Annotated in this window: 22 protein-coding genes; 7 read left to right on the forward strand and 15 right to left on the reverse strand. The window is 36.2% G+C overall.

Features of this window, described 5'->3' with window-relative positions; genetic code table 11:
• Positions 1-46: 46 nt before the first annotated feature.
• The 3 genes from J7W16_RS00125 to mecA all read right to left on the reverse strand — a co-directional run bounded on the left by J7W16_RS00125 (position 47) and on the right by mecA (position 3,574).
• Positions 47-1,240: a competence protein CoiA gene (locus J7W16_RS00125; protein ID WP_210594902.1), complete on the reverse strand. Its 1,194-nt coding sequence runs from the start codon at positions 1,238-1,240 to the stop codon at positions 47-49.
• A 100-nt stretch (positions 1,241-1,340) separates the two neighbouring features.
• Positions 1,341-2,852 (reverse strand): cardiolipin synthase, encoded by a 1,512-nt coding sequence (gene cls, locus J7W16_RS00130; protein ID WP_210594903.1) that lies wholly within the window; start codon positions 2,850-2,852, stop codon positions 1,341-1,343.
• A 77-nt stretch (positions 2,853-2,929) separates the two neighbouring features.
• Positions 2,930-3,574, reverse strand: a complete 645-nt coding sequence (gene mecA / locus J7W16_RS00135) for an adaptor protein MecA (protein ID WP_210594904.1) — start codon at positions 3,572-3,574, stop codon at positions 2,930-2,932.
• 372 nt (positions 3,575-3,946) lie between these two features.
• On the opposite strand from mecA, the gene J7W16_RS00140 reads away from it, so the two are divergent.
• Positions 3,947-4,609, forward strand: a complete 663-nt coding sequence (locus tag J7W16_RS00140) for a TerC family protein (protein WP_210594905.1) — start codon at positions 3,947-3,949, stop codon at positions 4,607-4,609.
• Positions 4,610-4,663: 54 nt separating this feature from the next.
• Here the strand turns inward: J7W16_RS00140 and spxA are convergent, their stop codons facing one another.
• The 6 genes from spxA to trhA form a co-directional block, all read right to left on the reverse strand.
• Positions 4,664-5,059, reverse strand: a complete 396-nt coding sequence (gene spxA, locus J7W16_RS00145; RefSeq protein WP_210594906.1) for a transcriptional regulator SpxA — start codon at positions 5,057-5,059, stop codon at positions 4,664-4,666.
• 342 nt (positions 5,060-5,401) lie between these two features.
• A complete protein-coding gene (locus tag J7W16_RS22060; protein ID WP_283245995.1) occupies positions 5,402-5,533 on the reverse strand; it encodes a hypothetical protein in 132 nt (43 codons plus the stop codon).
• A 33-nt stretch (positions 5,534-5,566) separates the two neighbouring features.
• The gene (locus J7W16_RS00150) at positions 5,567-6,133 is read right to left on the reverse strand and encodes a GNAT family N-acetyltransferase (protein WP_210594907.1); all 567 of its coding nucleotides are present in this window, start codon (positions 6,131-6,133) and stop codon (positions 5,567-5,569) included.
• Between the two features lie 211 nt (positions 6,134-6,344).
• Positions 6,345-7,544, reverse strand: a complete 1,200-nt coding sequence (locus J7W16_RS00155; RefSeq protein WP_210594908.1) for a putative glycoside hydrolase — start codon at positions 7,542-7,544, stop codon at positions 6,345-6,347.
• 53 nt (positions 7,545-7,597) lie between these two features.
• Complete coding sequence (locus tag J7W16_RS00160; RefSeq protein WP_210594909.1) at positions 7,598-7,825, reverse strand: hypothetical protein; 228 nt, start codon at positions 7,823-7,825, stop codon at positions 7,598-7,600.
• A 190-nt stretch (positions 7,826-8,015) separates the two neighbouring features.
• Positions 8,016-8,663, reverse strand: a complete 648-nt coding sequence (gene trhA, locus J7W16_RS00165) for a PAQR family membrane homeostasis protein TrhA (protein WP_210594910.1) — start codon at positions 8,661-8,663, stop codon at positions 8,016-8,018.
• A 153-nt stretch (positions 8,664-8,816) separates the two neighbouring features.
• Between trhA and J7W16_RS00170 the strand changes: the two genes are divergently transcribed.
• Both J7W16_RS00170 and J7W16_RS00175 read left to right on the forward strand, forming a co-directional pair.
• Positions 8,817-9,365, forward strand: a complete 549-nt coding sequence (locus tag J7W16_RS00170) for an HD domain-containing protein (protein ID WP_210594911.1) — start codon at positions 8,817-8,819, stop codon at positions 9,363-9,365.
• A 257-nt stretch (positions 9,366-9,622) separates the two neighbouring features.
• Positions 9,623-10,618 (forward strand): sodium:calcium antiporter, encoded by a 996-nt coding sequence (locus tag J7W16_RS00175; RefSeq protein WP_210594912.1) that lies wholly within the window; start codon positions 9,623-9,625, stop codon positions 10,616-10,618.
• Between the two features lie 10 nt (positions 10,619-10,628).
• Here J7W16_RS00175 and J7W16_RS00180 read toward each other — a convergent pair whose 3' ends face one another.
• On the reverse strand, positions 10,629-11,186 hold the full coding sequence (locus J7W16_RS00180; protein WP_210594913.1) for a redoxin domain-containing protein: 558 nt from the start codon (positions 11,184-11,186) through the stop codon (positions 10,629-10,631).
• An 82-nt stretch (positions 11,187-11,268) separates the two neighbouring features.
• On the opposite strand from J7W16_RS00180, the gene J7W16_RS00185 reads away from it, so the two are divergent.
• Positions 11,269-11,445 (forward strand): hypothetical protein, encoded by a 177-nt coding sequence (locus tag J7W16_RS00185; RefSeq protein ID WP_210594914.1) that lies wholly within the window; start codon positions 11,269-11,271, stop codon positions 11,443-11,445.
• An 11-nt stretch (positions 11,446-11,456) separates the two neighbouring features.
• On the opposite strand, the gene J7W16_RS00190 is transcribed toward J7W16_RS00185, so the two are convergent.
• The gene (locus tag J7W16_RS00190) at positions 11,457-12,590 is read right to left on the reverse strand and encodes an MGDG synthase family glycosyltransferase (protein WP_210594915.1); all 1,134 of its coding nucleotides are present in this window, start codon (positions 12,588-12,590) and stop codon (positions 11,457-11,459) included.
• Between the two features lie 157 nt (positions 12,591-12,747).
• Here J7W16_RS00190 and trpS point away from each other — a divergent pair, with 157 nt between their 5' ends.
• A complete protein-coding gene (trpS, locus tag J7W16_RS00195; protein ID WP_210594916.1) occupies positions 12,748-13,737 on the forward strand; it encodes a tryptophan--tRNA ligase in 990 nt (329 codons plus the stop codon).
• Positions 13,738-14,790: 1,053 nt separating this feature from the next.
• On the opposite strand, the gene J7W16_RS00200 is transcribed toward trpS, so the two are convergent.
• The 3 genes from J7W16_RS00200 to J7W16_RS00210 form a co-directional block, all read right to left on the reverse strand.
• Positions 14,791-15,534 (reverse strand): YjbA family protein, encoded by a 744-nt coding sequence (locus J7W16_RS00200; protein ID WP_210594917.1) that lies wholly within the window; start codon positions 15,532-15,534, stop codon positions 14,791-14,793.
• 80 nt (positions 15,535-15,614) lie between these two features.
• The gene (locus tag J7W16_RS00205; protein ID WP_210594918.1) at positions 15,615-15,848 is read right to left on the reverse strand and encodes a YuzI family membrane protein; all 234 of its coding nucleotides are present in this window, start codon (positions 15,846-15,848) and stop codon (positions 15,615-15,617) included.
• 1 nt (position 15,849) lies between these two features.
• Positions 15,850-16,728, reverse strand: a complete 879-nt coding sequence (locus tag J7W16_RS00210) for a DUF2268 domain-containing putative Zn-dependent protease (RefSeq protein ID WP_210594919.1) — start codon at positions 16,726-16,728, stop codon at positions 15,850-15,852.
• Between the two features lie 195 nt (positions 16,729-16,923).
• Between J7W16_RS00210 and J7W16_RS00215 the strand changes: the two genes are divergently transcribed.
• Positions 16,924-17,061 (forward strand): hypothetical protein, encoded by a 138-nt coding sequence (locus tag J7W16_RS00215; RefSeq protein WP_210594920.1) that lies wholly within the window; start codon positions 16,924-16,926, stop codon positions 17,059-17,061.
• A gap of 24 nt (positions 17,062-17,085) precedes the next feature.
• A complete protein-coding gene (locus J7W16_RS00220) occupies positions 17,086-17,424 on the forward strand; it encodes a hypothetical protein (protein ID WP_210594921.1) in 339 nt (112 codons plus the stop codon).
• 43 nt (positions 17,425-17,467) lie between these two features.
• Here the strand turns inward: J7W16_RS00220 and J7W16_RS00225 are convergent, their stop codons facing one another.
• Positions 17,468-19,615 (reverse strand): type IA DNA topoisomerase, encoded by a 2,148-nt coding sequence (locus tag J7W16_RS00225; protein WP_210594922.1) that lies wholly within the window; start codon positions 19,613-19,615, stop codon positions 17,468-17,470.
• Positions 19,616-19,624: the final 9 nt, after the last annotated feature.

The raw sequence follows: 19,624 nt of genomic DNA on the forward strand, positions 1-19,624 counted from the left end.
ATTTAATTATATTCTTCTTTAATGCTCATATTCCTTCTCAACTAATCTAACATGATGATTCCATTTTAATCAATTGATGTGCAAACTTTTGATCTAGTAAGATCGCTGACTCAGAGTTTTTTGGAATGACGACATCTCTAAGTCGACAATAAGTATCTTGGTCCTTGCTTATACACTTCAAGTAGTTAACTTGGACAAGCCAGCCAAAAAAACCATCAATTGCTAAAGTCCAGTCTAAATGATTTTGTACTTGACGATGAGGAAATATACCTTTTCTTATAAAGGCTTGTAAACAAAGAACAGCTAGTCTGCTTGAAAATGGTTTATGAAGTGGTTGGAATTGTAGACATTCAAGGAGGAGAAAGGTTTGCCAAAGATAGGCCGAGGATTCAATTAAAAAATGATAATTGGTTGCCCAACCTGCTTCAATTGGAAAGAGAGTTGGAGGAATTTGATGTCGATATAAAAACTGACGATAAAAACGTTCAGTCTGTGAGGGATAAGGGGTTGGATGATGATAGCGCCAATGCTTTTTAATTGTGAGCCATTCATTTAAGGGGGGTTCTTTTACGGAATAAAGAAAATGTTCAATTGAAGTTTGGTGCAGGGAGGTTTCTTCATAAGCAGCAATGACCTTCTTTGATGAAAACGGGGTGATTTGGTGTAAATGACTAATCTTCTCTTGCTCTGGGCAATAGTAGGAAAGGCGATACTTATTAGTTGCAAGTGTTTTTGTAGCAAACCATTCAAAGGATTTCAACGTGAACGTCCTAGTTCCGTTTCGTTTTAACCGGTTCCCTCCCAGTATCCATATTGGGAAAATACCTTGCTGAAGATACCCGTTTGTTCTTTTTTCGATTAGGTGTGGTTCAATTGGAGAGCATTGAAATTCAATCGCGTAGAGGTTTTGTTTGTAGCGGAAGATCAGATCAGGTCGCTGTCTAATTAAGGGGAGATACAATTCCATTTTCACTTCGATTTGTTGTTTCTTTAGCCAATCGTACAAATGCTTTTTGCCTTTTAAGTGATACATTGTTTCCGCTTCAGGCAAGTATTCACATTTTTCATTAGAATAATGTGAAAAATGCCACTGTTTTTTCTGACCGACTTTTAACATAACCTGTAATTGACAAGCTGGACAATAAAATCCACTCTTGTTACGAAGCTCTTTTAATTCTTCAACTGGCCATTCATCTACTAGAGATATAATTGTGCCACTTTTGAGCTTTGCATTAAACATAACCCACCTCCCAGTTTGATTTCCTATGTACTATTCGGAAGGTTGGGTATATTTCCTGCATATTAATCATATCTTTACAAAAAATTAAAATTATTTTCAATTACAGCATTGGTGACAACAATCTAGAAGTAGATTCAATTATTTTATGAAAAAAGGACCGTTTGTTAAATGTTTCATAGTTTAGCTTGTTCGAGTGCTCAATATCATAAATAAAGTCACTCACTAATGTGTTAACACTGCGAGTGCGGTAGAGATAGGCATTCACTTCAAAGTTCAAGTGAAAGCTACGCATATCCATATTTGATGTTCCAATTGAAGCAATTTCATGATCAACAATGATCACCTTACTATGCATAAACCCACGATGGTATTCATAGACAGAAACACCTGCATCTAATAGTTCTGGAAAGTATGATCGTGAAGCATGAAAAACAATCCTTTTGTCAGGACGATTCGGCACAATAATACGAACATCAATGCCACTAAGTGCGGCAATTTTGATTGCACTCAGAATATCATCATCTGGAATAAAATATGGACTTGCAATCCAAATTGATTTTTTGGCTGAAGTAATCATCGAAAAGAATAGCTTTTTATTAACTTCCCATCTTGAATCTGGTCCACTTGCTATCATCTGAACTCCACCATCAGCATGTTGCGAAGTCAAAACTGGAGATAGATAACTCGGGTTCAGAATCGTTTTCCCTGTTACATAATACCAATCTTGAAGAAAAATGAGTTGAAGCGTCCTTACAGCTTCACCCCTTACATAAAGATGTGTATCTCGCCATAAACCAAAGTAAGTATTGCGACCAAGATATTCATCCCCTATGTTTAAACCACCGACATAACCAACCACACCATCAATTACGATAATCTTTCGGTGATTACGATAGTTCATCTTATGATTTAGAAAGGGTAATTTCACTGGTGAAAAAGCCGCGACCTCCACTCCTGCTTCCTTCAATTCTTTTAAATATCCTTTAGAAAGCTGCCAGCTGCCTACAGCATCATAAAGAAATCTAACTTCGACTCCTTCTAACGCCTTCTTAACTAAAATTTCTTTAATTTCATGTCCAATTTCGTCATGTCTTACGATATAGTATTCCATATGTATATGATGGGTAGCCAAGTTAAGTGCTTTAAGAATATGAGCAAAGGTTTCTTTACCATCTGTTAACACTCTTGTATCGCTAGCAAATGATACTGGATTTTTCCCAAGACGATGAGCTAATCGAAAAAGAAGTTGCTGATGTTCACCCATCTTTGACATTTGATCTTCATTTAATTGCCGCTGCCCTTCAATATGTCTGAATGCTTCTTCATCTTCAATCGCTTTCTTAGAAAACGTACGGTTTTTTTTGTGATTCTGACCAAAAAGTAAATAAAAGAAAAAACCAAATAGCGGAAATGCCGCTAATACTAGTAACCATGTCAACGTTTTTGTTGGATGTCTATTTTCAAAGAAAATGACTATCGCAATAAACAGAACAGATAACGTGAAAGCAACAGAAAAAGCCCCTACAATCCACCCTTCCCAAAAAGTTCTAGTCATGTATAGAAAGGCAAAAATAATCGATACAAAAACAAGAATATTTAAACGAGTTTTCATTAGACACTCCTGCTTTAGCTGAATTTTATTTAAGAAAAAACGAGTTGATGATTTATCAACTCGTTCTCAACTATTCATTACTTTGAAAATGCTGATCTAATAACTGGAAGTGCATTTTCCTTCACTATTTCTTTTCCGTATTCTTTCATACGGTAAATTGAGATGTCCGATTCAAAACCATATTCTAACATTTGGCTTAGAATATCATCTTGTTCATCTTCATTGTAGCCTTCATCATTAAACAATACGTGTAGATAGTAAGTCCCTTCAAAATGATAAAGCTCATTATATATATCATCAACATACACATTATGACTCAATGAAATTACATCTTCGAAATCTCTGAAGCCGATCACAATTTCAAGTTGTTCGTCTTCTATTGATAGGCTTTCCTCTTCTTCTGCAATTAAATCTAGAACCGTTTGTTCATCACTATCCTTATCTTGTGAAACTGGGATTTCAAGCTTCACATGTCCATCAGAAACTTTACCACGTGTCACAACTATTTCTAAACCTTTATCTAGTGCGTGAACTTGTATCCATAATGGGCCATCCATTTCAAAATCATCATTATCGTTAGCTTCGTTCATCATTTCGAAGAAGAGCTCTTCTCCACGCTCACGATTGTACCAAATTTCGTCTCGATCAAAACCTCGATCCTCAATATCATTATACGTAATAAAAAATTTTAAGGTCGTTTCATTGACGCGTTCAATATCCATAATTCGCTCTCCCTCCTAGTGTCGAGTTACTATTCAAGCTAAACTAACTCCCATGCATTAATCATATCAATGATGGAATGAAAGATCAAAATACAATTGAGCTTGACCTCTTGTATCTATTCTATGATAAATCCGGTGAAAATGGAAATCTAAAAAATCAATTTTTCTGATATTTTTCTGACAATACTTGTAAATGCCATTAAGATAAGTCTTACAAGTATATTTAGTTTATCAGACATATTTTCAAAGATCGAGCCATACGATTTAAAGAGACAAGCTTCAAAATTGTACTATCACATTACTGATCATTATATGTGGTGTCAATATCTATTATGAAAATAATATCGTAAAAGTTAAAGGATGATGCATACAATGGATAGTGAATTCTTGATTTCCCTTCTGACAATCATTGGTATCGACATTATTTTGGGAGGGGACAATGCGATTGTCGTCGCGTTAGCATGTCGAAATCTCCCTGATGCAATTCGTAATCGAGCAATTATTCTTGGGATTGGCCTTGCATTGATCACAAGGATGTCCCTGACCGTTGTTGCAGTCCAGCTTCTTGAAATCCCTTTTCTTCTCGCTACCGGTGGTGCCCTGCTCATTTACATAGCTTATAGCTTGCTCACAGACCAAGGGGACGATCAAGAAATTGAAGGCGGCACAAGTCTCTGGTCAGCCATTAAAGCAATTATCATTGCAGATCTTGTTATGGGTTTTGATAATGTTATCGCCGTTGCAGGTGCTGCTCACGGAGATCATTTGCTTGTCATGATTGGTTTGATTTTTTCGGTACCAATTATTATTTGGGGAAGTCAAATGATATTGAAAGCATTTGACCGGTTCCCTATTATTGTTTATATAGGTGCCGGAATATTAGCTTTTACAGCTAGTCGTATGATCACACATGAAGACATGCTAGCCCCATTATTTATTAATCATCCAATGTTTGCAACGCTCTTCCAATCGGTTGTCATTGTCGGTGTTATTTTAGCAGGTGCCTACAAAGTAAGGAAACAACAACACACATAAGAAAAAAAAGAGGGGTGTTCAACGATCATAGATCATTTGAACACCCTTGTTTTATTAATTTACTAAGCGCTGAGCTTCTTGTAAATGAAATGTACGGACTTTTCGAGGTAGAAAGCGACGAATTTCCGCATCGTTATATCCTACTTGTAAGCGTTTCTCATCGAAAATAATGGGACGACGCAGTAGTCCTGGATTATCACTAATAATCTGAAATAATGTTTGCAAAGGTAATGTCTCTAACTCAACATTCAGTTCCTGGAAGACTTTTGAGCGGGTAGAAATGATTTCATCCGTTCCGTCCTCAGTCATACGCACGATTTCCTTTACCTCTTCAACTGATAAAGGCGATGCAAAAATATTTCTTTCTTCAAAAGGAATGTTATGTTCTTCTAACCAAGCTTTCGCTTTTCTGCAAGATGTACAACTAGGTGATGTCAATAATGTGACCATTTTTGTGGACCTCTCCTTCTAATTTGAGATTTGAGATCTATGCGAAACTATGCTGTTCTTCGTATTAATAATCTCATTATACATAAGTGTTTAACTTTTGTATAGCTTCTTAACAACCATCAATACGTGTGAAACATAAAGAACTTTCGTTAAGGGTTTCACAGCATATATACCCTACTAGAAACTCTCTAAACCCATTATACCTAAAAATCTTTTCTAAACAAATATGTTTATTAAGTTTTTTAAAATTTATTTTATTTAATAATTATTATTGTCAACGGATTGTCACAGAAAAAGGTGTTTAGATAGAAAATATCTAAACACCTTTTTTATTCAAATCAATTATGCAATTGTTTTTCGTGTTTGTGGCATTGGATTTCGCTTGTTTCCAACTTTCCATTCCTTAATATTCTTTTTTAGAAAATCCTTTAACATCTCTCGCTTCTTTTTCTTCTTCAAGTCTCGCTTTTTCATTTAGATTCATCCTCACTTTAGTCTAATCATAAACTACAATGTAGCCTGGTCTTCCTTCTCTTCTTCATACGTTAAGACCTGATCGACATCTTCATAGGAGGCACCATATAGCTCTTTGTCTTTATACGTATGGATATTTTCATACGTGTGCTTCATCTTTTCGAAAATACTTCTCTCAGATTCATTCGTTGGGGACCAGTAGAGAATTTCCAACTCATTTATTTCATTCGTTGCCAAAGACCTTCTGCGGTACCCGACAGACTGTGCATGCTTAAACCCTTCTCGGTTATAAAAACGCTGTCTTTTTGTTGAGTCAGTATCTTTATAATCAATTGGTTCAACCTCAAGAATAATTGGCTTATTTTTTTCTTTTAAGGTGTTGAGTAATTTTTTCCCTAAACCTTGACCTCTTGCTTTTGTTGAGACAAAAAGATAATCGACAAAGACGAAATCATTTGTTTCTACAAACATCATAACATGATTCGGTCCTTCATCCTTATGGTAAATATCTGCTTTTTCTTTTAGTAACAATTCCATATGCTCTTTTGATTTCATTTCTTCTATAGGAAAATATTGATTTAACTTTTCATACCAATTCACAATATGACCTCCAGCCACTCGTTTCCTTTAGTATATTCTTCTTACCCAATTCTATAAACTCGAGTATTTGATGAAATAGTTGGAAATACTGCGATGATTGTCCCTTACAGTAGCTTATGCAATCGAGACATAGATTTCCACTTGATCGCACAAATATTAAAAAGGTCTCAATAAGTCAATCGTTTGACTAATTGAGACCTTTCAAATCGTTTTATGGCTTATAATTAACTCCAGGCGTGTAACGATTTGTTGCATTCCAAAGTAAAAATTCATGAATATTTTCTTCATTTAATGCTCTAATTTGTGCCTCAACTTCCTTTACACCATATTCAAGATAATTACCTGAGCCTAACCAACTTGCTGTGAAATCTTGGATCCAAGGTCTCGAAGTCGGACGATTTTCAAGTTGCTGCAACACTTGGTTTTCTACTTTTGCATAAGCCTTAGTCAGTTCATAAGGATATAGATCTGGTTTATCTAGACCAAAGTAAGGAGTCCAGTGACTTGGATAAATCATAGAAGAAATTACATCAACATTGGAAGCAATTTTTGAAAAGTTCTGTCCAATGCCTGGGGCTTCTGTAATGGTAGCTGAATAACCAAATATATCTACTGATACATCGACATCATATGAGCTCAACTGCTCTTTTGCATAAGCTACGAAATCCGTCACAGCAGCTACACGTTTCTGCACATTATTCTCTTGTCCACTATACTCCCCAGTATCGTAGGAAAGAGTGTCATCTCTTCTTTCAAAACCTTCCGGAAAACGAACATAGTCAAATTGAATTTCTTTAAATCCCATTTCCGCTGCCATCTTTGCTATCTCAATGTTATAATCCCATACTTCCTTCAAAAATGGATTTACAAAAGATTCTCCACGTCCGTTTTTCCAAACCTTTCCATTCTCAGTAAACGAAAGCTCCGGTCTTTTATTTGCTAATTCAGTATCTTTAAAAACAACGACTCTTGCTATAGGGTAAATTTCATTTGCCTCGAGTGTTTTCATTAATTCTGTTGTATCCCCAATGAAATTTTTGGATATTCCATAATAAGGAGAATCCTTTTCTGGTCTATACGTTAAATAACCATGGTCATCCTTAATATCGATCACCATTGCATTAAGTTCTGTTGAGTTTAATAATTCAAGAAGTGTTTCAAACCGCTGTCCCCCAGCAGAGTTACCTGTCACATACACCCCCCTTACACCATCTTCAGGATAATCGAAGCTATACCCAGAATCATATATAAACCTTACTAATTGTTCAGGAATCGTTAGTGCTTTTTTAGTGATTTCTTTATGAAAATGATCCCTTGCCAGTGCTATTGTATCTTCATCAGCCTGTACATAATAAGGAGTGAGAAGACCTAAAATAACACAAAGCAAAACACTTACCAATTTTCCCCTCATTATCCTCACTCATTTCTATCTGTAATTGTTGTTCTTATGACATATTGTATGTACTAGTCCTCGTCTTTAGCATCCCAATCTTCGGGAAGTGGTTCTTCATCTGTTAAAAGCTGCTTTTTCTTCTTTTCAATTTGCTCTTTATGCCAAGCAAAGTGGTCTTGGTTCACTAACAGTTGATTTCCGTCATTCATCGTTTTAATATTACCTTTCTTTACTTGTTGCTCAATATAGATATAAGGTAAATCTAAATAATCAGCTAATTCCTTTAAAGTAACATACATATGATTAACCTCCCAACAAAGTATAACGTCAATCGACTTTTTTTGTCACCCTTTTCATAAAAAATTGAAATTTTCTCTATCTTTCCCACCATAAACCATCTGAAGAAAGTTTATATCAATATGAAAAAAGGTCACTGGTTAAGGTAAAAAAACTACCCTTTTCAGTGACCTAAGAGATTACTCATTTTTTTCAGGAAATTGGAAGAACATAGAAAATAATCATAAAGAAATGTAGAACCGTTCCCGCTAAAACAAATAAATGCCAAATGGCATGATGGTATTTAAACCCTCGCCATACATAGAAAACAGTTCCTAATGTATAACAAATCCCTCCAAGTACTAAAAGCAGGGTTCCTGTGAATGGAAGAGTTTCCGTAATTGTCTTAATAGGTATAATAGCAAGCCAACCCATTGCTATATAAAATATAGTTGATAAAAAAAGGAACTTTTTCACAAAAAACACTTTGAAAACAATTCCAATAGTGGCTAGTCCCCATATTACACCAAACAAAGTCCACCCTAATCCACCTTGAACGACAATAAACAGTAATGGTGTATATGTCCCAGCAATAAACAAATAGATCGAGGCGTGATCAAATATTTCAAAAAGATCTTTAATTTTCCCTTTAGGTAACGCGTGAACCATTGTTGAAGAAAAATATAACAGGAGCATTGTAACACCATAAATGGTGAAACTAACAATATGGATGGCAGAACCATACAGTGATGAGAATACAATCAACAAGACGAGAGCAGCAATACTAACCAAGACACCAAGACCATGTGTTATTGCGTTTGCTATCTCTTCATTTTTTGAAAAAGTATGCGTAGTTGCCATTAATAATCCCCTTTCAAAAACAAATATCAATTAATTATAACATATAATATTAGTTTTTCATTCAATTTTAATCATATACATTTGTCAAAATGCTGACATATCTATATAATAGAAAAAATACACTTTTTTATTTCAATTGAAGGAGGAACGGTTATGAGACATGTGACATTAACACAGTTGTTTGACCACCCTATTACTCAGAAATATGTGAAACGATCGGGAATGGCACATGCCATTGCTTGTGCCTATCATGCTTATCGCTTAGCAAACGAGTATCATGTTGATCCAGACAAGGCAACAAAAGCGGCCTTCCTTCATGATATTGGACATTACACTTGGTACCGAGACGGTAAATGGGATTATGAATTATATAAGCAAAACGACATCCACGCAATTAAAGGGTCGGAAAGAGCCCACAAACTTCTTATCCGACTTGGAGAGCACCCTAAAATCGCAAAGGAAATCGCTCTTGCTGTTCTTTTTCATACAGATTCCTTTCTACCTGAAGGACAGCTCGAGTTAGATCCCTTACAATATGTTGTCGCACTTGCAGATGAAGCAGACGAAGAACCAGGTGGAGAACATCATTACCGCACGATCACTGATGAACGAGCAAGACATCTTCTTACACTTCTTGACCTTAAGCTTGATGCGAAACAAACTACCTATCATGAAGGCCACTCGATTGAGAAAACGAACTGAACATAACGTTCGTTCGTTTTCTCTTGCTTGACTTGAGAAATTCAGTCATGATAAAGTTGCATTTATACCCATCCTAAAAAGGGGAGTAGCGACCGTTCATTCGGTTAATGAGTCGTCATGACGGTGGAAAAGCCACTCGGTTCATTAAACTTAAGCCACCTACTTAAGTACGCAAGACCTTTTTATGAGAGTCTTATCAGGACTTTCATAAAAAGGTCTTTTTTATGTCAAAATATAAAAATAGAGGAGGAATAACAATGATCTTTGTTTGGTTTATACTTGCAGCCATTATTACTGTTTTCGCTTCAATTAAATTATCAACCTATGCTGATACAATTGGAGAGAAATCATCACTAGGAGGAATGCTTGTAGGAACAATTTTTCTTGCGGGGGCAACTTCCTTACCTGAGGTCACAACAAGCATATCTGCTATTGTATTGGATAGTCCGGATCTCGCTGTTGGAAATGTTTTTGGTAGTAATATGTTTAATCTTTTGATACTTGCAAGTTTTGATCTTTACTTTAGGAAGCAGCAAATCTTTCAAGCTGCAGCCCATTCTCATTTATACACGGCTAGTTTAGGATTACTATTGGCGGTTGTATCCCTTTTAGCATTATCTTTGCAAATCCCCATTTCTTTTTTAGGAGTCGGATTAGATGTTTGGATCATTCTGGTTACATACGCTCTTGGAATGTGGTTAATCTCAAAGCGATCTCAACCAACTCCAGATCAGGCTCCTGCCGATGCTTCAACTACAGGGGAAGATTACAACTTTTCAGGGATTTCATTAAAAAAAGCAACGATTGGTTTTATTATTGCGGCTCTGATAATCATGGGGGCTGGCACCCTACTTACCATTGCAGGTGATCAAATCGCAGTTGTTACGGGGCTCGGAGCTAGTTTCGTCGGTAGTTTTCTAATTGCACTAACAACATCGCTACCCGAGGCTATTGCCGTTCTCGTTGCACTCCAGTTGCGAAATCACAACTTAGCGATTGGATCAATCCTTGGAAGTAATTTATTCAATTTGCTTATTTTAGGTGCAACCGATATTTTTTATCAAAGTGGACCAATCCTTTCTGCTGTATCATCGGTTCATCAAATTACTGCAGCTGCAGTTGGAATATTGTCGGTTATTACCCTTTATTCGTTGGTGCGTAAAAAAACAAACAGATCATTCCGTTATGGCGTTCCATCCATAATCTTAATTTTTATTTATTTTATATCTTCATATCTTATTTTCATCCAATAAGAATGATTGTTTAATTTGTGAAAATCAATTCTTCCATCATATCCTTTGAAAGACCACCATTAATTCTTTCGACGATGATCCCCTCTTCATTAATGACTAATGTTGTAGGGATACCGATCACTTGGTAGGCTTTCATGACCTCGCCTTTCTCATCTAAGAGAGGATCGAAAGTAGCTTTAAAGTACTGAAGGAATGGACGAATATCTGACTTGCTTTGTTCTTGGCTAGTCAAATTAACAACGACAAGCTCCCTTCCTTCTTGCTTTAAGCGTTTTTCCATCTCAACAATCAACGGCATTTCATCTTGGCAAGGAGAACACCAAGTTGCAAAGAAATGTAGAACAACATTCTTTCCTGCATAATCTTCTAATGAAATTTCTTCCCCTGAAAGGGTATTTAGCGAAAAAGGAACTGCTACCTGTCCAACTTGGACTCCTGACTGAACAGTCGCCGCAACCGATTCCTCAAGTCGTTGATAGACCGTTTCAGATTGACTATACATGAATCCAACACCACATAATAAAATAATGAGAACACTTCGATAAAAGGCCTGATTTCTTCTTTTCATTGTTCACTCCTCTTTCCATGTTCAGTGCTATAATGTAACGTATGTCCATATGAACAAAAACATGCAAAAGGAAGGAATACTAATGACCAAAATTCAACTATTTCAACTTCTCTCAATTGCTATATTAGCAATCTTATTAGTGCTAGATTACCAGTTTTCTTTTGACCTTGTTTGGATTTTGTACTTACTACTTGGACTAAATCTATTATTTTGGGTCGTGCGTCAATTAGAACGAAAAAAGCAAAAAGAGTCTGAATAAGAAACACCCCCTCACGCAAGCGATTGGGGGTCATATGATTGCTCTGTAGTTGCTTCCAAATCTTTGATAAGCTCGGCTATTCTTCTGGCAGCATTCGGTTTTTTGATTTTTTTGGCATTATGAATGAAATAATTATAATAATGCTCGTCATTAAATAGCTGATACAAAAGACGATTTACATGGGGGAGTGTCTCTGCTTTGACAGCTGTTCCTGTCTCGATTAAAAACTGTGCATTTTCTTCTTCATGCCCTGGAACAGGTTGATATATTAAGATCGGTGTTTCACATGCTAACGCCTCAGACATTGTCAATCCTCCCGCCTTCGAAAGAATGACATCACTTGCCCGTAAATATTCAGTAAATTGCTTAGTGAATGGAATAATATGAAGAGTATGTTTGCTACACATTTTCCTGAGCTTCTTTTCCATTCCTTCATTTCTACCAGTCAAGCAGAGAATTTGAATTTCCTCATCTATCTCCTCAAGTGACTGCACAATCTCAACAAACTTCCCTATTCCCAATCCTCCACCTGTAATTAGTAAGGTTTTTTTCTCTGGTTTTAAAGCAAGCTTGACCCGTAACGAACGTCTTGGTAAAGAGACATCTGGTACTTGCTTAATTGGTATTCCTGTACAGAAGAATTGTTCACTAGGAATATTGTATTCTTCTGCAAATTCACTAAAATAAGGTGATGCCGTAAAGTAACCATTAACCTCAGACCTGAAATACGCTGGATGTAGTCCTAAATCAGTAATGATTGTATAAAGAGGAAGTTGTAAATTCTTCTTCGTTTTTAATTTTGATAAAAAAGCAGTGACAAAGGGATGCGTTGACACCATAATTGTTGTTCGCTGCTCTGTTAAAATTGTTTGTAATTTTTCACAAAAACAAGCCCCAAGATAATCCATTAATAAAAACCACGAATAATCAGCTCCATATTTATACATCTTCCCCCACAAATTAGGAGTGCGTTTCAGAATATGAAGATAACTATCCAAAAAAAGTTTATGCAAAAGCGGATGAATGCATTGAAAGGTATCTACAACATCAACCGTTTCACCTTGAAGCTCAAATTGTTCTTTTAGTGCATGAGAAGCTTCGTTATGACCATTTCCTATTGACGCAGAAAATATCGTTATACTCATAAACGAACAACCCCTTTTCAGCCTAAATTGTCATATTCTCTTAGTGTTCACTGTTTTGTGAAGAACATTCGTATTTTGTAACAATAAGACTATCTCTAGGTTTTTGGGGAAAGATTTGATATGATCTTTTTAGTGTTAGAATGAAAGGATGGACAAGATGAAAACAGTATTTTCAGGAATTCAACCAAGCGGAACGTTAACACTTGGAAATTATTTAGGGGCAATGAAGCATTTTGTAGATATGCAGGATGAGTATAACTGTTATTTCTGTATTGTCGATCAACATGCCATTACAGTACCGCAAGATCGACTAAAGCTACGTGAGAATATTCGAAGTCTAGCTGCTTTGTATTTAGCTGTTGGAATTAATCATGAAAAGGCCACTCTATTTATTCAATCAGAGGTACCAGGACATTCTCAATTAGCATGGATTATGCAATGTATTTCCTACATAGGTGAACTAGAACGTATGACTCAATTCAAAGATAAGTCTGATGGAAAAGAAGCAGTCTCTTCGGCCTTATTAACATATCCACCACTAATGGCGGCAGATATCCTCTTATATAAAACGGATATTGTTCCTGTTGGTGAAGATCAAAAACAACATCTTGAACTGACAAGGGATCTTGCTGAGCGTTTTAACAAGAAATATAATGATATCTTCACCATTCCAGAAGTTCGAATCCCAAAAGTCGGAGCACGAATTATGTCTCTAAATGATCCTCATAAAAAAATGAGTAAATCAAATCCAAATCCAAAAAGCTATATTTCAATGCTTGATGATGAAGCGACAATTATCAAGAAAATGAAAAGTGCTGTTACAGATACAGAAGGGACCATCCGTTTTAATCGTGAAGAGAAACCTGCTGTATCAAACCTACTTTCAATTTATTCTCTATGCTCTGGTGAATCAATTGAAGAAATTGAGCAGAAATATGTTGGAAAAGGGTACGGTGATTTCAAGTCAGATCTTGCGAGTGTTGTTGTTGCCACACTTAAACCCATTCAAGAGCGCTACTATCAACTATTAGAGTCTACTGAGCTTGATGACATCCTAGACCATGGAGCTTCAAAAGCAAACGAAGTAGCGTCTAAAATGGTTCAAAAAGCCGAGCGAGCAATGGGTCTTGGTAGAAAAAGAAAATAACAAAAAAAATCACAGACAAATAGGTTTTAACTTTATGAAAAGCCGAACAATCATAGGTCTTGAGAAAAGCTCTTGAAACTTACTTCGCTAAGTATCGATTGTTCAGAATTCCAGTTAAACACTAGTAATACCCTAGCTTTTTTAAACCTTAGAAAAAAGGCTTTTGAGAAATAATTCTCAAAAGCCTCAGCCTGTCGACAAAGTCTCGCAAAAACGAGACAGTCGACAGGCTTTTTTGTAGTTGAATAGATGGCCATGATAAATCCTTCGAATCCGCTACCGGAATGGGGCACGCACCCTCCGGCGGGCGTGGAACACCCATCCTCCAGTGCCACCAACTGAAAATAGACGGAATTACGTAAAAACGACTTTGAGAGTCATTTTCTCAAAGTCGTTTTGTCTACCGTCTGAGACTTTTGAGAAATGATTCTCAAAAGTCTTTTTGAATTATTTACGGATTGAGTTTACTACTCTTCTCAAAGAAAATTAACTAACAAAGTAATTGAGTAACCTTTAATCTAACAAAGCGGACGAGAGGGAGTTGAAGCAACATATAATGGTTACTACACTATATGCAAAAAAAAGACTGGGACATAACTAAAGTGTCTAACTGAAATACCGAACAAAGCAATCACATAGCGGATGAAATATACGTAGACTCCTGCGGGATCATAAAGCCAAGGGTGAGACCCCACAGTCGAAGACGAGGAGGCTCACCGGCTTCCCGCGGAAAGCGAAGTATATTTCAGGAGCGGTTTACGTACGCCAACTATATTATTCGAATATTCTCTTAGTTAAATCACTTTTGTCCCAGCCTCTTTAAAAGCTTATTTACTTAGTAGCCACCATTTTTCTTCAACACTTTACCAACTAGAAAAGAAAGACCTAGTGTTCCAACTAAAATAACGACTGTCATTATTTGCATAACTGTGTAAGCGAAATTATCCATATGTATCCCTCCTTAAATAGGACCTTTCCATTATTATAGGAGAGTTTATATTCAAAGTAAACTTGAAAAAATGAACATTTATTGATTGATCATAGGCTATTATTTTATTTAACACTTTCTCCTTGCTCTAATTCCCATAACTTCTCAAAGAAGGCTTGTCCTTTTACTAAAGCTTCACAAAGATTAAGATGTTTTTCTGACCAACCATCACGTATTTCTATATACAATTGTTCCCAAGCCTCATCCCGATCTAACATCTGTATCCGAACATAGTCAGTTGGGGCCCACTCTGTATACCAATACCTGACTTCTGCATCAGTACCTGAAGAAAATAATTGATCTAGAGCCATATACAATAATTGTTTTAATTGACGTTCCTTTCTAGTCAATCCCCTTAATTCATCAGGATGGGGTGAGAGAATATGATATTCCTTTTCAATTCTTGTCTCAAGCTGAAATTGCACAAACATATTTTGTTTTAACTGATCGTACACAATTTGCTCTTGTCTCGGTGTCAAACGACTTTTTCTAATAGGGGTTTTATATCCCATCGTATCAACAGCAATAATTCGTTCACCATCTGTTGCAATAAAACAGTAATCTAGCTGAATCCTTGACATGTTCTTTCTTAAGTAACTTTGGTTGTGTACATGCTCTAAAACGTCATTGGGCAAATCTGATAAATCATTTTCAATATAATCAAATAGTTTTTCACTGACGAAGATTAAGATGGCCTGATCTAACACTTCAATTCGATCATCACTACGCCATTCATGAAAATCGCATACATTGTAGCCATTTTCTTCGCCTTCAAACCAATTGACCCATACATCACGGATATGGACCATAGATAGCCCCCCTAACTGTAATTCGTATTGTATCCACAGTATAGGCAGAGGCAAACCAATTTATTCCACAGACAGATAATTCATTCCGTTCTATTTTTTTTTCGCTTCTTTCGCCAAGTTATTTCGAATGTTATTGAGACTAGAATAATTATAATACCAATTAAGAATAAATAGAACTCAACCCGCTTGACAACAAAAGACATATACATTGAAAATCCATAACCAGCTGTCAACAAGTTTAAGAAGGCAACAAGTGTCACTCCACCAGTGACAGCAAGTGCGAAGCCCAGGATTAAGAAGAACAAACGGACCATGTTATTCCCTCCTTTCGGGTTTACTTAATGTTTTTCTACCTATCTCTCCTTCATTCGAAAACTTCGATCTGTGTAATAGAACCTCTGCATTTTCGGTTAACATTTTTTTTGCACTATCACTACTTAAGGTAGCAGACTCAACAATTTTGTAACCTGTGTAGTAGCCTAACCAAATTGGAATACCCGTTTTTTTATCTCCATACAACAAATAATGATAGTTATTTCTTCCTACGACGAAGAGATTCGCCTTAATCCACCTTTCAAACCAATCGGGGTTCCAATTTTCATCATGATACTTTGTCCATATTGCACAAGCATGTGGTCCAATTTCTTCCCTTACAGCCAATTCCGCGAGTCCTTCCATTACCATTGATTCTAGAAATGTCATTGACTCTTCTGTTTGGTTCGTCTCTGATAATCGACAAATATGATGGTATTCATGTGTCAGTAGTGCACGTAGATCATCTTCTGTTAATGTCGGACTAATAAAAAGTATGATTGCATTAGATAGAGAAATCCCTGTTTTACCACCTAGCTTTTCTATTTCTACGGAAGATTCACGATTAATTGGTAGAACATACACCTTTACATCCGGTCCATTCCATTTTTGCTTTAAATGGTTTAATTGATTTTGAATAATCGACCAAGGGTGAACTTCCTTCCAAAGATCTATTTCATCAGATAAATTCTGAGTAGGGTGAAATAATCCGATCTGTAAAAGGTGGTAATGCAGTCCTGCTACATCTGTTGTCTGGAAAATATCAGATAGTGGGTCGACGATGGTCTGTTGTTGCCAAACCATTCGCTCTTGTACTGTCGGTAATTCTAAGCTCTTAAGCAAATAAGCGTAGAGCCACTTATCTGTTCTCACAACTCCCATTAATTGACCTCCTTCTTACTGTTACTATTACTATATGTAACGAAACAACAAGATTGAACCAAGACTATAGAATTGTATGAAAGTCTAACTATCTGTATGTATTTGTAGCGTGTAAAAAGATAATGGAGAGATAAGAACGAAACCAAGCTAACTCGAATAATATATAAAAACATGAAGGTAGGAGTAGGTGAGGAAATGAGTGACAATCTCCAGAGCGGAATTTTACTAATTGTTTCTATTTTACTATTCATTAGTTTCACAACAGGGTTATGGACTAGAAACGAGGATGACAACGGGGCACCAGCAAGTCCACTATTACTATTTGATCAATAAACTGTTTTAGAGGGAGGGGTTTGAATGTATCAAAATAGGCCACCTCATCATAACCCCTATAATATGAACACACAGCAGCATTATCAGCAGCAAGCACCTCCTCCACCACCTTATCGGCCACCGTCTAAATCTGAAAATAAGAGAAAATCCCATATCACCCCAAATACACTTGCAGTTATTGCCGCACTGCTCACAAATGCATTAGAAGTTCAATCTATTTTGGTTGATAAAGACAAAACCATTCAGGTACTTCTAGAAGGTTCCCTAAGGGTACAACAAAAATCTGAACTTGATCGAATTGTTGATCAAGTACGAGATGTGCCCGTTGGAGATTTTATTTCATCTCTATTAAATGAAAAATAACAGCAGAACAAAGGTTGCTGTTATTTTTCGCCGTTTATTTTATTTAAAATGTCATGTTCCAACTAAAATAATCATTATTGGGGTTTTTGTTGTAGGTTAACTTTGCATCAAACTTATTGCCATTTTTACTAGTTAATCCTTTTACCTTTACTTCCCCGTTTTTCAAAAGTGTCTTTACCATCGTCTGTGTCGGCTTTTTTTTCATTGAAGCTAAATATTTGTCATTTTTCCAAATGACAAACGTACAACCGTTCTTCCAATTACTACAGCCGAAGCCCTTTTTCCCTTCAATAATTGCATTCTTACAAATTGGGCATGAACCAATAATCGCAGATTTCGCTCGTTTACTGGTCACTTCATTAATAATAATTGAATTCTCTTGCTTCATACGATTAATGACTTCATTTGTAAAACCGAAAATAAAAGAGAGAAATTCTTCTTTTGAAACCTTTCTTTTTTCAATATCTGCTAATGTCTTTTCGAGTCTACCTGTAAATTCAAGATCAAACAATTCTTGAATTGGTAAAGTTTCGACTAGTCTTACTCCAAGTTCGGTACAAACAAGATTTTTTGACTGTGCGGTAATATAACCGACGTCTTTTAATTTCTTAATCGTTTCTGCCCTAGTTGCTGGAGTTCCGATACTATAACCAGCCAAAATCGTCTCCATCATTTCCTCGCTCTTCTCTTCCTTGCTTTTCCTTCCGCAAGTTTCCATCACTCTGAGTAAGGTTTTTTCAGTATGAGGCTTAGGAGGTTTTGTCTGATGATTTTTGATAGTTAGCTCATCTATCTTCACATGTTCATGGAGTTGAATAGCAGGTAAGGTTATATCTTTTGATTCTATTTTCTCGACCTTCTTCCACCCCTCAATTAGTTGAACCTTTCCTTTTGTAAAGAAATGCCCACGTAACTCTGCTTGATTTACAACTATTTTTAGTTTTGTTTCTTCATATTCGGCAACAGGCATAAACTGAACAATAAAGCGATTTTTAATTGCTTGATAGACAAGTTCCTCATCCCTAGTCAATTTTTTTGGAATTAAATATGTCGGCATAATTGCACTATGACTTTCAACTTTCGAGCCATTAAATACCCGTTTTAACTTAGCAAAACGAATATCACTTTCATATGGAAGACCCTTTTTAATAACTGCAAGAACTTTAGCTGCTTTATCAGTTAAGCTCTCATCTAAAACAACACTTGATGTTCTAGGATACGTAATAAACTTTTTCTCATATAATGATTGAGCTACTTTTAATACTTTATCTGACGTCCACCCCTGATACTTACTAGTCATATATCCTTGCAAATTGGATAAATTAAAAAGAAGTGGCGGATACTCTTTTTTTCTCTCAACCTTTTTATCAATAACAGTGGCTGACTTTCCTTCAATCTCTTTGACTATGAGCTCCAAGGGCAAACGTTCCTTAAACTTCTCTGATTCCTCAACATAGGAACCTTCAAATTGCTGTCCTGTATTTGTCTGAAATAACGCTGTTAAAGTAAAATAATCCTCTGGCTTAAATGTTGCAATCTCCTTATCACGATCATAGATAATTTTCAAAGTAGGTAAAAGCACCCTTCCGATATTTAATGCTTTACCGGAACCTTTTTGATATTTTAACGTTGCTACAGACGTTAAATTAATACCAATGACCCAATCAGCCCATTGCCTACTAATCCCTGCGTCTTGAAGTGGTTTTAATGCTTCATTTGGCTGAAGCTGATTTAATCCTCTTCTGACCTCGTCAGGTGTCCATTCATTTAATAGCAACCTAAATACATTTTTTCTTACAGGGATATGTTGAATAATTGTGTCCCCGATAATTTGTCCTTCTCGGTCATAATCACAAGCTGAAATGATTGCATCAACATCTGATCGTTTAATTAATTGTTTAATAATAGCTAACTGCTTTTTTGCACCATAGTCAGCTTTCTCACGATTTTTTGGGTCTGTCTTCACCTTATATTTAAACGTCTCTGGTACAAAAGGAAAGTTTTCCATTTTCCACTTTGCCATTTTCTCGTCATAATCCTTTGCATCATATAATTGTAATAAATGGCCAAATGCCCATGTAATTAAATAACCCTGTCCTTCAAAATATCCTTCTTGTCTCTGTTTAACTTGAAGTGCCTCTGCAATATTTTTCGCTACAGAAGGTTTCTCAGCGATAATGACCTTTGTCAATATGCTTCC

The sequence above is a fragment of the Halalkalibacter suaedae genome (genome assembly GCF_017939705.1).
Lineage (GTDB): Bacteria > Bacillota > Bacilli > Bacillales > Bacillaceae_D > Halalkalibacter > Halalkalibacter suaedae.

What these genes read in the sequence shown, in the direction of transcription:
- J7W16_RS00180 (WP_210594913.1), bottom strand. Translation starts at nt 11,186, where the DNA reads ATGAAAAGAAGAAATCAGGCCTTTTATCGAAGTGTTCTCATTATTTTA.
- J7W16_RS22060 (WP_283245995.1), bottom strand. Translation starts at nt 5,533, where the DNA reads ATGAAAAAGCGAGACTTGAAGAAGAAAAAGAAGCGAGAGATGTTAAAG.
- J7W16_RS00200 (WP_210594917.1), bottom strand. Translation starts at nt 15,534, where the DNA reads ATGGTCCATATCCGTGATGTATGGGTCAATTGGTTTGAAGGCGAAGAA.
- mecA (WP_210594904.1), bottom strand. Translation starts at nt 3,574, where the DNA reads ATGGATATTGAACGCGTCAATGAAACGACCTTAAAATTTTTTATTACG.
- J7W16_RS00155 (WP_210594908.1), bottom strand. Translation starts at nt 7,544, where the DNA reads ATGAGGGGAAAATTGGTAAGTGTTTTGCTTTGTGTTATTTTAGGTCTT.
- spxA (WP_210594906.1), bottom strand. Translation starts at nt 5,059, where the DNA reads ATGGTCACATTATTGACATCACCTAGTTGTACATCTTGCAGAAAAGCG.
- trhA (WP_210594910.1), bottom strand. Translation starts at nt 8,663, where the DNA reads ATGGCAACTACGCATACTTTTTCAAAAAATGAAGAGATAGCAAACGCA.
- J7W16_RS00140 (WP_210594905.1), top strand. Translation starts at nt 3,947, where the DNA reads ATGGATAGTGAATTCTTGATTTCCCTTCTGACAATCATTGGTATCGAC.
- J7W16_RS00160 (WP_210594909.1), bottom strand. Translation starts at nt 7,825, where the DNA reads ATGTATGTTACTTTAAAGGAATTAGCTGATTATTTAGATTTACCTTAT.
- cls (WP_210594903.1), bottom strand. Translation starts at nt 2,852, where the DNA reads ATGAAAACTCGTTTAAATATTCTTGTTTTTGTATCGATTATTTTTGCC.
- J7W16_RS00215 (WP_210594920.1), top strand. Translation starts at nt 16,924, where the DNA reads ATGAGTGACAATCTCCAGAGCGGAATTTTACTAATTGTTTCTATTTTA.
- J7W16_RS00125 (WP_210594902.1), bottom strand. Translation starts at nt 1,240, where the DNA reads ATGTTTAATGCAAAGCTCAAAAGTGGCACAATTATATCTCTAGTAGAT.
- J7W16_RS00175 (WP_210594912.1), top strand. Translation starts at nt 9,623, where the DNA reads ATGATCTTTGTTTGGTTTATACTTGCAGCCATTATTACTGTTTTCGCT.
- J7W16_RS00210 (WP_210594919.1), bottom strand. Translation starts at nt 16,728, where the DNA reads ATGGGAGTTGTGAGAACAGATAAGTGGCTCTACGCTTATTTGCTTAAG.
- J7W16_RS00205 (WP_210594918.1), bottom strand. Translation starts at nt 15,848, where the DNA reads ATGGTCCGTTTGTTCTTCTTAATCCTGGGCTTCGCACTTGCTGTCACT.
- J7W16_RS00185 (WP_210594914.1), top strand. Translation starts at nt 11,269, where the DNA reads ATGACCAAAATTCAACTATTTCAACTTCTCTCAATTGCTATATTAGCA.
- J7W16_RS00170 (WP_210594911.1), top strand. Translation starts at nt 8,817, where the DNA reads ATGAGACATGTGACATTAACACAGTTGTTTGACCACCCTATTACTCAG.
- trpS (WP_210594916.1), top strand. Translation starts at nt 12,748, where the DNA reads ATGAAAACAGTATTTTCAGGAATTCAACCAAGCGGAACGTTAACACTT.
- J7W16_RS00220 (WP_210594921.1), top strand. Translation starts at nt 17,086, where the DNA reads ATGTATCAAAATAGGCCACCTCATCATAACCCCTATAATATGAACACA.
- J7W16_RS00190 (WP_210594915.1), bottom strand. Translation starts at nt 12,590, where the DNA reads ATGAGTATAACGATATTTTCTGCGTCAATAGGAAATGGTCATAACGAA.